We start from the raw sequence: 12700 nt of genomic DNA on the forward strand, positions 1-12700 counted from the left end.
CTGAGATCAAGCCTCGAGTTGCAACAGTGAGGAGGCGAAGCCTCCAAACCCTCGTTACCAGGTTCAACCTGGTAACGAGATATTAGAGCCTCTGGCTCTTGTTGGGTGTGGCTCAACAAAAAATAAAATGGCAGGCATATTGCCCGCCATCCGGTCAATTGACCAATGATCTTGCCTTCAAGCTGTGACTTCTACCAACGAAGCTTTATCGCTATTAATGAGGTGCGATCGCAACTCTTGCCAGCTAACTCTTTCTAAACTGGGTAATACAACGTGTGCTTTACCTACTCGTTCCGCAGGACCAAGCCCAATAGCTCGCATTCCCGCAGCAAGAGCAGCTTCTACACCTGCTCCTGCGTCTTCCACCACAACACATCGTGACGGTGAAACACCAAGTTGTTGTGCAGCATATAGGAAAAGGTCTGGTGCTGGTTTTGGCTGGGATACGCTGTAGCCATCAGCAATAGCATCCAAGTGTTCGGCAATCCCCAAACGTTCGATCACAGTCTCGGCGTTTTTGCTCGATGAACCCAAAGCCACTTTAATTCCAGCAGCTCGTACTTCCTGCAACAAATCTGCAACTCCTGGGAGTAGATGTGCTGGCGTAATCTTCTGCATCACTTCTACGTAGTAGCGATTCTTACGCTCCATCATGTCCTGAATTTGCTCTTCAGTTACGGGGCGGTTTCCTAAGATATGCAACAAAGATTCTCGACGTGGCAGTCCTCGCATTGCTTCATTTGCTTCTCGGTCAAACTCTATGCCTTCTTCATCTGCCAGTTGCTTCCAAGCCAAATAGTGTAACTCCGAAGTATCGGTTAAAACACCATCCAAGTCAAAGATGACGCCAGCAATTGCTGAGTCTGAAGTTGGCGCAATATCTGCAAAGGTTTGAATTTTTTCTGGTTGCAGGTCGAATTCATACCACTGGTTGCACCATTGCAGACGGAACTTTAAGCGCGTCCAGCCTGAGGGTAGATTTGGACAAGCAACAGGACCAAATTGAGTCATCCGGATACCAGCAAACCCGAAGATTACAGCTTGCCAAACTCCACCAGCACTAGCAGCATGAATTCCTTCAGCTGCGTTACGCCGCACATCTTCCAAATCTACCAACGCCGATCGCATAAAATGGGTATACGCTTCTTGTGGATGATTCAGATCGCAAGCTAAGATAGCGTGAATTGCTGGACCGAGTGAGGAACCATAGGTGTGGTCGGTGCGGGGGTTGTAATAATCCCAGTTGGTTTGTAGAGTTTTGCGATCGTAGACATCACGCAGTAAGTAGAAAAGCATCAACACATCTGGCTGTTTGAGAATCTGCCTTTGACTTGTGGCTTCAATTCCCAAAAGTCCTTGCATTGATGTGGTACGGGTTTCGTAATCAGCCCAGTTAATATCTTCGAGCTGGAAGAACCCCTCAAACTGCTCCATCAACCCAGTTTCTGAGTCTTGGTTAACATAAAGATTTTTGGCAATTGACGCCCAGCTTTCAAAGCGTTCGGTTCCTAAGTTGAGTTTTATCGCCAGCTGTTCTGCCGTGTCAGGATAAGCCTGATGCAGCCAGTTCCACAGCATCAATGCCGACTGTAAGTGCCATTGCGCCATGAGATTGGTGAAGGCATTATTGTCTACGCGATCGTGATTTTCGTCAGGTCCAATCACATCACGGATATCATAACTGTTGCGCTGTGGGTTCCACTCAACCCGACTTTCCCAGAAAGCAGCTGTATCTAGGATAATTTCTGCACCATAATCGCGCATCCATTCATCATCACCCGTATACCGCCAGTAGTTCAAAGCAGCATAAGCCACATCTGTGCTGATATGCACTTCAATGTCACCGCACCAGATGCGGATTTGCTCACCGTTTTTACCTGGTACCCACCGGGGAGTCACTTCATCACCAGTAGTAGCACTTTCCCAAGCATACATGGCTCCAGAGTATCCCGCTTCTTTGGCTTTGCGTCGCGCCCCATCTAGAGTGTGGTAGCGGTAGGTAAGCAGGTTACGTGCTAATGCTGGCTGAGTTAAGGTTAGGAAGGGCAAGATAAAAATTTCTGTATCCCAAAAGATGTGCCCGCTATAAGCAAAACCGGAGAGGGTTTTGGGAGGAATGCTGACTCGGTCATCATGACGTGGTGCAGCAGCAAGCACTTGGAAGAGGTTGTAGCGAATGCTCAACTGCGCTTTAGAATCGCCTTCAATAATTATGTCACTGTCTTGCCACACCTGTTCCCATGCAGCAATGTGAGCCGCAAACAGGGTGGAGTAGCTTGGTTCATCCGCTAGCCTATTTAAGGCTGCTGCCATTGGGGTTTCTGTATCCCGTGAAGTAAACAAGGTGACAATCTTGTCAACGGTTACTGTTTGTCCTGGTACACATTGGAAGGTTTTTGTTAAGCTTGCGGAACCATTCTGTTCGCCCAAGGGTGCAGCATCTTCACCTTCAACCACAAGCTTAGCTGCCATACCAAGTTCAATTCCAGAATGGAGAGTTTGGCTGTGCAACCAGACAAGATTTCCGGCGGTACCAGAGTTTAAAGTTTGCCAGTGTTTGACACCTTGGGTATCCTGTTCGGCATTAAACTCAACTTCAACTGAAATGTCACCTTCAAAATCTTGGGATGTGATTTCACAACGGATAGCTAAAACGTGTTGATCTGCTAAAGAAGCGAAACGCTGAAAGTGGAAATCCACAGTATGACCTTGTGGGGAACGCCACCGCACTTCACGGTTCAATAAACCCAAGCGCATATCAAGCCGACGCTCATAGTACAAAAGTTCGCCAGCGTCAAGACTGAAGCGTTCTTCTCCGACTTTCACAACCAAGGACAGCCAGCTGGGGCAGTTGACAAGTTGTGTGGTGGCGATCGCAACATCATCATAAACACCATTAATGATTGTTGCTGCAGAATCATTGGCATATCCTTCCTCGAAAGTTCCCCGTGTTCCCAAGTAGCCGTTGCCAAGGGTGAAGACGGTTTCTTTGTGGTGCAGTTCGTTGGGATTGAACTCTGTTTCAATCACGTTCCAGCCAGTGGAGTCAAGGAGTTGCTGATCGTTTGGGGAGGTGTCAGTTGAGTAGTAGAGCATTACTTAATAAAACCTATATTTTGGTGTTTGTGTTGGTCGGCATGAAATAGCTTTTTTAGGGGTTAGATTCAGTTATTGACTACAAACAGTTGAACGCCACTTACAGAAACCTTGGGGATTCCCTGCAACACTGTGGGTTTTTAGGACTGTCCTTCCCTACGCCCCTCTGTTTGGACTCATATAAATCCTTAACAGGGAAGAACGATGCCTTCTTGAAAAGAAAGGTTCCCATTTTCATCGATCGTTTGATAGATTGTATTAACTTTTTTCGTTAAAAATTTTAAATATTTAGATCTGAAACAATAAAATTTATAAATAAATTTATCAGAGATGACAAAAAAGTTGATGGACAGTAAGTTATCTTAGAGCGCTTTCGGGGAGGTATATTTGTTTGGAGTGCGTTGTTATAGCTATTATCTCCTGCTGGATGAAAATATATACCACAAGTTTTATACAATGTATTATATTTTAATCTTTTCTTTAGAATGACACATTATTATTAGCATATTTTTTTGTGAAGACCCTCCTCATAAAAATAAGCAGGGGGAGCAGGGGGAGCGCTTGGGTTGCAGGGGAAGAAAATTTTGATTTATAACGCAGCAAGAAGAATATTCGCAATTTCAATGCGTTACAGCAATGTAAAGTTTAACCAAAATACTATCAGACCTTAACTTCGCCTTATGTATAAATATATTAAGAAGGAGCAACTATCTAGTACTAAATTTACTAAACGAATTTCCAGTCAATAACCCCGCCCTAAAGAGGGACGGGGCTTGTAAGAAGCAAATCTTACGTGTTTGACTAGCCCACCGAGACTAATTGCGGTTAAAACTTCCGAATACTTCCCCAGTTCGGAAATACTTTAAGACCTTTTGTTGGGTCGTCGGGTTGAGCCCTTACGGGTTCGCCAGTTGCCTACGGAGGGAGACCCTCCTTCAGCACTGGTCTCACCGAGACATCTGTGATTAGTTGGGCGAGGGGACTTCACACTTTACTCAAGGATTATCTCCATGCGAGTACCAGTTCTATCTAAACAAGGACTTCCTTTAATGCCAACCAAACCCAGCAGGGCGCGACGTTGGTTAAAACAAGGAAAAGCGCGAATCGTACATAACGACTTGGGAATCTTTCAAATTCAACTAACTAAGTACGCTGATGACGCGACGCAACCAATTGTAGTGGGTGTCGATCCCGGCAAAATGTACACGGGCATCGGTGTTCAGTCCGCTAAATTTACCTTGTGGTTAGCGCACCTCCAGTTGCCTTTTAAGACCGTCAAAGACCGCATGGAACAACGTGCCATGATGCGTCGAGGTCGTAGAGGTCGCCGAATTAACCGCAAAGTTGAGTTCAGTAAACGCGCCCATCGTCAAAAACGTTTTGACAATCGTCGCTTTTGTAAAGTACCACCTAGCATTCGAGCTAACAGAGATTTGGAGTGGCGTGTTTTAGACGAATTAACATTAATTTTCCCTTTTGAAAATGTTGTTTATGAAGTCGTCAAAGCGCAAGGCAGTAAAGGTTTTAGTCCAGTTATGGTAGGTCAACTTTGGCAATTAAACCGACTAAAAAGCGCTTTTGAAGATGTGCGCGAGGTTCAAGGTTGGGAGACAGCACAAATCCGCACTCAATTAGGAATAGAGAAGCAAAAACATTCAAAAGGTGATGCAATCCCCGCTACCCACGCAGTAGATGGTGTTGCTCTGGCGTGCAGTGTTTTCATTAAGTACGGCATCATTGACCGCCATTCGATGGGTTGGAAGGGTGAAGTGACTATAACTTCAGCACCATTTGCAGTAATTCGTAGACCTCCAATATCGCGTCGCCAACTTCACTTAATGGTTCCGGCTAAGGGTGGTGTTAGACGCAAATATGGCGGTACTGTTACCCGTCATGGGTTCAGAAAAGGAGATTATGTCGAGGCAACCCAAGGCGCAAAAACTTATCGCGGATGGGTTAGTGGCGACACCGAAAAACAAGTTTCAGTTAGTGATGCATCCTGGAAACGTCTTCGACAATTCAGCGCTAAAAAAGTCCGACTGGTACGGCGAAGCACGGGGTTAATCGTGCTACCAACTCGGAGATTGGTTAACTTACTGGCATCGAACCAGTAAGTTAACTGAGCTACCCTCCCCGCCCTGCTTCGCTGAGGGACGGGGTATCTCGTGGAAAAAGATGAAACTTCTACACCGTGATGACTTATACGGATGGTCATCCTTTAATAAAGAACGCAATATAGATTTCAATAGTATTGCTTGGATTCGTCCAGACGGTAATATTCTCATCGATCCATTGTCTCTGTTATCCTACGACTACGAACACCTAAATTCCTTAGGTAGTGTTCGTTGGATTGTAATCACCAATTCAGATCACGTACGTGCTGCTAAGGAACTCGCATATGTGACTGGTGCCCAAATTGCAGGTCCGGCTGCTGAACGAAGTCAGTTTCCTATTGAGTGCGCTCGCTGGCTTTGTGATGGCGAAGAGTTAGTTCCAGGGTTGCAGGTGATTGAATTGCAAGGCTCGAAGACACCTGGTGAGCTGGCACTGCTTTTGGACAAGACAACTCTGATCACAGGCGATTTGATCCGAGCACACAAAGCAGGGAGCCTAACGATTTTACCCAATGACAAACTTTGCAATCAAGAGCAAGCGGTTGCCTCAGTCCAAAGACTTGCCCAGATAAATGGCATAGAGGCTGTACTGGTGGGCGATGGGTGGCCAGTTTTTCGGGATGGAGGTTTAGCGTTGAAAGAACTTGCAGCTAGCCAACAACCCAAGTCCACCTAGTGGTTGAGGGAATACGAAGTCATATCATGTCCGATTAAATAACCTTACTAAATCTGTAGTGAGGAATGCGCGTCCTCTTCCTTTGAAAACAAGGACTCAAGTCCATACTACATACAAGTTTTATTATGGGTAATTTGCCGAACCTGATATCAGTACTGATAGCTAGTTGGTGAACAAGCAGCAAAACGTTAATTGTTACTTGTCTAGAATTGCTGAATTTGGGAGGGGGCAATTGAGTGACGTCGTAGTTGGCTTAGATCTGGGTACAGGAGGAGTGCGGGCGATCGCTGTTGATCTGCAAGGGCAAATTATCGCTACTACGACGAGAAGCTATCCCCTGTTAACACCACAGCCCGGTTGGACAGAGCAGAACCCATCGGATTGGGTCGAAGCTAGTTTGGATGCCCTGTTCGATGTAGCTCAACAGCTAGATGGACACCAAGCGATCGCCCTCGGTTTGTCTGGACAAATGCATGGTATGGTTCCTCTGGATGCAGAGGGCAGAGTGATCAGACCGGCAATTTTGTGGAATGATCAGCGCACTGGTCAAGCTGTTGATGCGATTGAAGCCATCATTCCCCGTCAGGAGTTGATCCAGCGCACTGGAAATCCTGCGATTACCGGGTTTCAGCTTCCGAAGCTGGTGTGGTTACGGGCTGAAGAACCGCAAGCGTATGCTCGGCTGTGGCAGATTCTTTTGCCAAAAGATTATCTTGGATATGTGCTCACTGGCTCCCTAGTGACAGAACCGTCTGATGCGTCCGGTGTCGGGTGTTTGAATCTGGCGAATCGGCAATGGGATACGGATATTCTCAATGCTCTCAATATCAACCCAGCGTTGTTCCCCTCTGTAGTCGAGTCTACGGCGATCGCCGGACGGTTGAAATCAGAAATCGCCGCCCGCGTGGGATTGCCTGCGGGATTACCTGTGGTTGCAGGCGGAGGCGACAATGCAGCAGCGGCGATCAGCCTGGGCATCTCCGCCTGCAACCTAAACCGGGGCAGTTTGAGTATTGGCACGTCGGGAGTTATCTTTGCACCGTGCGATCGCCCAATTCCCGATCCACAAGGTCGAGTACATTTGTTCTGTCATGTGGATGGTGGTTATCATCTCTTGGGAGTGACGCTGGCGGCTGGCGGTTCTCTGCGTTGGTATCGAGATACGTTTGCAGCGAATATTCCCTACACTGAGCTGATGGACATAGCAGAGCGATCGCTACCTGGTGCCCGTGGTGTTCTATTTCTGCCCCACCTTTCAGGAGAACGCAGTCCCCACCTTGATCCAGATACTCGGGGTGCTTGGGTAAATCTGTCATTGGCTCATACGCAGGCAGATATCATTCGTGCTGTTCTGGAAGGTGTAGCATTTAGCTTGCGGGAAACGTTGGAAGTCATCACCGAGATCGCTCCCGTTCATCAACTCTTGGCAACAGGTGGAGGTGCACGATCCAACATCTGGTTACAAATTTTTGCAGATGTTTTGCAAACAGAACTCATTGCTCCCAAAGCAGAAGAAGGAGCAGCTTACGGAGCAGCGATTCTGGCAATGGTGGGGGTTGGTGCATATTCCAATTTAGACGCTGCACTTAAGATACTGCCGCAGGATAGTAATGTCGTACAGCCGCAAGCAAATCCTATGTATGAAGCAGGATTTAAGCGATATAAGTTGTTGTACGATGCCCTCAAAGCCGTTCGTTGATATTTCGTTGGTAAGCTAATCAGCATTGAAGTTGCATAAACTGGGCGGGCAGGATGCCATTGGTGTCAAGTTAAGGCCGAAGCCCAGATCTCAACAGACCTAGCAGCGGTTCGTCGGTGTCGTTGACGAACCGCTTTGACCAGACCCATAGAACGATAATGTTCCACAAGCCAGGGAAATGCCAAAACCTTATAACGGGGTAGAGAAGCAATCTAGTTGTCTAGAATGTATATTTAAAGACAAAGAGTTGTTGACGGTTGGTGTTGACTGTCAACTTTTAACGGTCAACTACGAACTGTCAATATATTTTTATGCTTCCCTCAGTATTTAAAACTTGCATTCCCAGAGAAGAAATTTTAGCAGGGGAACTCTCCCCTGAATTATTTGCCGCCAAGTTGCGACTGGTTGTTGAAGGGAAAGCGCCCCAAGTCTACCAAGACCCCACAGCATTTTTCGCCAATACATTTGCCACCGATGGTTTAAAAACTTTAATTTCTGAAGTGTTTGGGCGTTTAGTGGGGGAAGCTGCCGGTTCTCCTATTATTCGGCTGGAAACCAGCTTTGGTGGTGGTAAAACCCACGATGAAATTGCTTTGTGGCACATTGCCAAAAATGGACGAGATATTTCGGGACTAGACCGTTTTACTGACAACATTAATTTAATCCCAGACCGGCCCATTCAAGCCTCTGCGATCGCTTGCCAAGACCTTGATCCAGTAAACGGTGTTTATCATGCGGACACTGGCGTTACCACTTACACTCTTTGGGGTGAAATTGCTTATCAAATCAATGGTGTAGCAGGTTATAGCTTACTTAAAGGTTCTGATGAACAGCGAGTTAGTCCTGGGACAGTTGTTTTAGAAAGGATAATGCAGGGGCAGCCCACAGTCATTATCCTCGATGAAATTGCTACATACTTGAGAAAAGCCAAAGCTGTTATAGTTGGTAACAGCGATTTAGCCGGACAGGTTGTTGCTTTTTTATTCGCCCTCATGGACTTAGCAGCAGCTTGTAATAATTTGGTATTTGTTTACACCCTCGCTTCCTCCAGTGACAGTTTTGGCGAAGAAACCACCGAAATTCGGGAAACAATTTCTGCCACAGCAAGACAAGAACGCATTCTTAAACCCAGCACTGATATTGAAATTTACAACATAGTTAAACAGAGGATGTTCAGCAGTATTGAAGCTAATGCTGCCAATAATGCTTCAAAAGAATATTTACAGAGTTATAAAGCTAGTCGGATTAATTTACCAGATGGTTGCAAAGATGCACGCTACATGGAAAGCATCGAGCAAAGTTACCCCTTCCACCCCGAATTATTTAACCTGTTAACTAAAAAAATCGCCTCTATTCCCAACTTCCAACGTACCAGAGGGGCTTTGCGGTTATTTGCCAGAGTCATACGTTATCTATGGTCAGATACTACTGCATGGATACCTGTAATTCATCCCCACCACATCCCTGTCGGTATTGAGGAAGAAATCACCAGCGATTTAACTGCCCGTTTGGAACGTCCCTTGATGCGGATTACTATCCAAGCAGACATTTACAACAAAGATGGTAGAGAAGCACACGCGCAGTTACAAGATGCAGAATGGAAAGCTGCTGGTAAACCTCCCTTTTCAACTTGGGTAGCCCGGACTATTTTTTTGCATTCTATCACTCAGGGTATATCTGCTGGTATTCGTCGCGCCGAATTAAATTTATCTTTGTTGACACCAGGGTTAGAAATTGGCTTTGTTGATACTGCCTTAGAAAGACTGAGTGAAGTTGCTTGGTACTTGGAAAATGATCCGATTACAACTCTGGCTCGTTTCAAGGAAGAACCATCAATCAATAAAATTATTGCCGAAGAAAAAGCCCAAGTTGGAATTACTGAGGCAAAAGACGATTTACGAAGTCGCCGCGACACGATTTTTGCTGATAAATTCTTCAAGCTAGTTATTGCACCAGAATCACCCGCAGATGTGGATGACGTGTCCGAGAGTATCGCCCTATGTTTAATTGACTTTAACGAGGCGACTATTTCTGCAACTACCGAAGGACCTCCCGTACTTGTGGAGAAAATTTTTAATGAAACAGGTGAGTCAGGTAAGTTTCGGACTTTTAGAAATCGTTTGTTATTTTTAGTCGCCAATAAGCAAGAATTAGACCGAGCAATTGACAATGCCAGAGAGTTTAGGGCAATTCAAAATATTCTGAATTCTCCCAATCGCTTGCAAGATTTATCAGAAAGTCAGCAAAAACAACTCAAAGATAAAAAAGGTTCTCTTGATTTAGGGGTAAGAGTATCTTTAACAAATGCTTACCGCCATTTATTTTACCCTGCTAATGACCCAGTAAAAGCTGCTAAAGGCTTAATGCACTACACCCTTTCTGCACAAGATTCTAGCGATATCAAGGGCAAAAATAATCAACAAGATGTCATTTTGAAAGCACTGAAAGATTGTCAAAAAATCCGTGCTGAAGAATCACCACCCTATGCACCTGCTTACATTTTGCAGAAGGTGTGGCTGTCTGGGTTAACCCATTGGACAACTAAAGCACTGAAGGAAGCTTTCGCCAAAGACTTGAGTTTAAATATACTCCTTGATGCTGAATTATCCAAGTTGCGAGATACCATCCGCCAGGGGTTGCAGACTGGTAACTGGGATATGAAGGTGGGAGAAAAGCTGTTTATAAAAACCGATGACGGTAAGTTTAACCTACCCGACTCCATTGAATTTTCTGAGAGGATGGTACTTTACCGCCGGGGAATTCTGGAACTACCGAAACCGCGAGAAATTGAACTTAACGCCCAAGTCATGTCCAGTACAGAATCGGTAAAACCCGTGCGGGTGCGATGGAAAGCATCGGGGGCTTTGACCATTAAGCTGTATCAGGATGGAAATTTGGTTGCAGGGGAGTTTCGCCCTAGTGATGAATATGAGACGGCGATGCCTTCTCTACGAGACGCTCCGCGAACGGCGGGCTACGCCTACGCTAAAACCACATCTTTCAAAATTGTAGCTGACTACGGCAATGGCGAAGTAGAGGAGAGGGAAACCCAAGCAAGTATTTTAAGCTACGGTACTGGAACACCTGGCACACCAAGCGCTGGCGAAGATAAAAACGCCTCCTGGGATAATCTGACTATATTTAAAGCTAAACCAGAAGAGTTTGACTTGGAGGGAACACTCGATAGGGTATTTAATGAATTAGGCGATCGCATCCAAGATAATCAAGTTCAGGGTATCAAGTCGCTGGAACTCTCGGTTGGACAGGTGATGGACTACCGCAAGTTGATGACGGCTTTCCCTATGTTGATCAAGCTGCCCTTCCAAATCGACCAAACGGCAACTATTACTGTTGGTGAACAATTTATCAGATTAGAGTACCAAGGGCCATACAAAGGATTTCAGAGTTTTCAGCGGCCTGTTGATACTCTGCTAAGTAGCCCGGATGTGAAAGCTGACGTGTCGCTGAAGCTAGTATTTGAATTTTCATCTCCAGTGCAACCAAACGGCGCAGAAATCAGTAATATCAAACAAGCCCTGAATCGTAACCCGGTTGACAGGCTGAATTTGACGGCAAAAGTAACGTACTGAGATGCAAGAGTTTCAATTGCGAGTAGTTCCTACAGATAATAATAACTTTGCCCTGGAGTTGTATCAATGTGCTTATAAAAAAGCCGGTGAAAAAAAGCGTCCTTCTGCCAAACGCATTGGGCGTTTAAAGGGCAATGCTTTAGTACAGGTAAAGCAGGCAATTTATGATTGTTTGAAGGCGAACAATTATGACCCCAAAACCCTAAGTCACAATCGCCAAACTCCTTATGTTTTAAATGAGGAATCAGGGATAAATCTGGCATTATTGTTTCAGACTTTGCAACCGCTTTCTAAACTAGAACGGATTGCGAATATTACCCAAGGGATTAGAGCTATGAGTTATGAGGAGTCGCACTACTGGTTTGCCAAGATTAGCAATGGTAAACGTAATCAGGCTTTGAAAGCGATTCGTGTCCTTTTGGGGGATTAGTTGACGGTTAACAGTGAACAGTTAACAAATAAAGTTAAACCACATCTATTTTAATAACCATAGTTTTAAAAGTAGTGGGAGCATCTTGCTCCCAACTGGTAGTAGCATCTTGCTCCCAACTGGTAGTAGCATCTTGCTCCCTTACAGGCAAGACGCGGTTAGCCCCCTGCTGGTAGTAGCTCTCTGTGGGGTTATTAGCGGGCAAGATGCCCGCACTACTCCAGGATTGAAAATGGACGAGGTTTATAACTATAAATCAGGAGGTAAAAATATATGAAAATTGATGTGCGTGGGGCTGTTGTAGCTGCTAAAAAATATTTTGAAGATATCCAGGATATGATAGGTAATTCTATCAATGATATCTTGCTTGAAGAAGTATAATTGTCAGAGAATAAAAGGTTTTGGTATGTAACATTAGGTTTTAGTCGCCCTGTAGCTAAGACTGAAAGAACACTTATTTCTGAAGCTATTTCTTTAGCTACTAAATATGAACGTGAGTATAAAATATTTACCGTAGATGCCGAAACGGGGGAAGTAAAATCGATGAAAATTCGTGAGGTATGAAAGCTACTTCAGGCAAACAAGGTAAACTTATAGAAACTTTTGAAGAGGTTTAAAAAGAGACGGTAATTTCATATATAAAAATGAGATATAAAAAGCAATTACCACAATTAGAAAAGCCAAAATGTAGATATTTTATTACATTTGTAACTTGGGAAAGATTAGAACTCACACCAGAAGCTAGACAAGTTGTATTAGATGCTTGTAAGTTTTTTCATGAACAAAGATATGAGCTTTTCGCCGTTGTAATAATGCCAGATCACGTACATATTATGATTCAACCTTTCCCAAAATCTGAAACAGAATATTGGTCAATTGGAAGTATTTTGCATAGTATAAAAAGTTATAGCTCCAAACAAATTCCGAAAGCAATGTTACATATTGGGAAAGTTTGGCAAGATGGTAGATACGACGAAATGATTAGAACCGAAGAAGAGTTTAATAATAAATGGGAATATATTCGACAAAATCCTGTAAAAGCAGGTTTATCGATTACCCCTGAAGAATATCCCTTTTTATGGGAAACATTTTAAT

Annotated in this window: 9 protein-coding genes; 7 read left to right on the forward strand and 2 right to left on the reverse strand. The window is 44.7% G+C overall.

The window, feature by feature from the left end; translation table 11 throughout:
• Window positions 1-177 precede the first annotated feature (177 nt).
• The gene (gene pgmB, locus AACT52_RS34675; RefSeq protein WP_073634982.1) at window positions 178-3096 is read right to left on the reverse strand and encodes a beta-phosphoglucomutase; all 2919 of its coding nucleotides are present in this window, start codon (window positions 3094-3096) and stop codon (window positions 178-180) included.
• A 1010-nt stretch (window positions 3097-4106) separates the two neighbouring features.
• Between pgmB and AACT52_RS34680 the strand changes: the two genes are divergently transcribed.
• The 5 genes from AACT52_RS34680 (at window position 4107) to AACT52_RS34700 (ending at window position 11605) form a co-directional block, all read left to right on the forward strand.
• Complete coding sequence (locus AACT52_RS34680) at window positions 4107-5210, forward strand: RRXRR domain-containing protein (RefSeq protein WP_073634983.1); 1104 nt, start codon at window positions 4107-4109, stop codon at window positions 5208-5210.
• 61 nt (window positions 5211-5271) lie between these two features.
• A complete protein-coding gene (locus tag AACT52_RS34685; protein ID WP_073634984.1) occupies window positions 5272-5886 on the forward strand; it encodes an MBL fold metallo-hydrolase in 615 nt (204 codons plus the stop codon).
• A 232-nt stretch (window positions 5887-6118) separates the two neighbouring features.
• On the forward strand, window positions 6119-7585 hold the full coding sequence (xylB, locus tag AACT52_RS34690; protein WP_073635016.1) for a xylulokinase: 1467 nt from the start codon (window positions 6119-6121) through the stop codon (window positions 7583-7585).
• A gap of 311 nt (window positions 7586-7896) precedes the next feature.
• Entirely contained in the window at window positions 7897-11175 is a 3279-nt protein-coding gene (locus tag AACT52_RS34695; protein ID WP_073634985.1) for an ATP-binding protein, read from the forward strand.
• Between the two features lies 1 nt (window position 11176).
• Window positions 11177-11605 (forward strand): DUF7680 family protein, encoded by a 429-nt coding sequence (locus tag AACT52_RS34700; RefSeq protein ID WP_073634986.1) that lies wholly within the window; start codon window positions 11177-11179, stop codon window positions 11603-11605.
• 34 nt (window positions 11606-11639) lie between these two features.
• On the opposite strand, the gene AACT52_RS34705 is transcribed toward AACT52_RS34700, so the two are convergent.
• Window positions 11640-11810 carry a hypothetical protein gene (locus AACT52_RS34705; RefSeq protein ID WP_158054894.1) on the reverse strand — a complete coding sequence of 57 codons (171 nt, stop codon included), beginning with the start codon at window positions 11808-11810 and terminating at the stop codon, window positions 11640-11642.
• A gap of 176 nt (window positions 11811-11986) precedes the next feature.
• Here AACT52_RS34705 and AACT52_RS34710 point away from each other — a divergent pair, with 176 nt between their 5' ends.
• Window positions 11987-12169 (forward strand): hypothetical protein, encoded by a 183-nt coding sequence (locus AACT52_RS34710; RefSeq protein ID WP_198941047.1) that lies wholly within the window; start codon window positions 11987-11989, stop codon window positions 12167-12169.
• Between the two features lie 80 nt (window positions 12170-12249).
• A complete protein-coding gene (locus AACT52_RS34715) occupies window positions 12250-12699 on the forward strand; it encodes an REP-associated tyrosine transposase (RefSeq protein ID WP_073634987.1) in 450 nt (149 codons plus the stop codon).
• The last annotated feature ends 1 nt before the right edge of the window (window position 12700 follow it).

This window comes from Scytonema sp. HK-05 (assembly GCF_963872035.1).
Taxonomy (GTDB): domain Bacteria; phylum Cyanobacteriota; class Cyanobacteriia; order Cyanobacteriales; family Nostocaceae; genus Kalymmatonema.

What these genes read in the sequence shown, in the direction of transcription:
- pgmB (WP_073634982.1), bottom strand. Translation starts at nt 3,096, where the DNA reads ATGCTCTACTACTCAACTGACACCTCCCCAAACGATCAGCAACTCCTT.
- AACT52_RS34680 (WP_073634983.1), top strand. Translation starts at nt 4,107, where the DNA reads ATGCGAGTACCAGTTCTATCTAAACAAGGACTTCCTTTAATGCCAACC.
- AACT52_RS34685 (WP_073634984.1), top strand. Translation starts at nt 5,272, where the DNA reads ATGAAACTTCTACACCGTGATGACTTATACGGATGGTCATCCTTTAAT.
- AACT52_RS34695 (WP_073634985.1), top strand. Translation starts at nt 7,897, where the DNA reads ATGCTTCCCTCAGTATTTAAAACTTGCATTCCCAGAGAAGAAATTTTA.
- AACT52_RS34700 (WP_073634986.1), top strand. Translation starts at nt 11,177, where the DNA reads ATGCAAGAGTTTCAATTGCGAGTAGTTCCTACAGATAATAATAACTTT.
- AACT52_RS34715 (WP_073634987.1), top strand. Translation starts at nt 12,250, where the DNA reads ATGAGATATAAAAAGCAATTACCACAATTAGAAAAGCCAAAATGTAGA.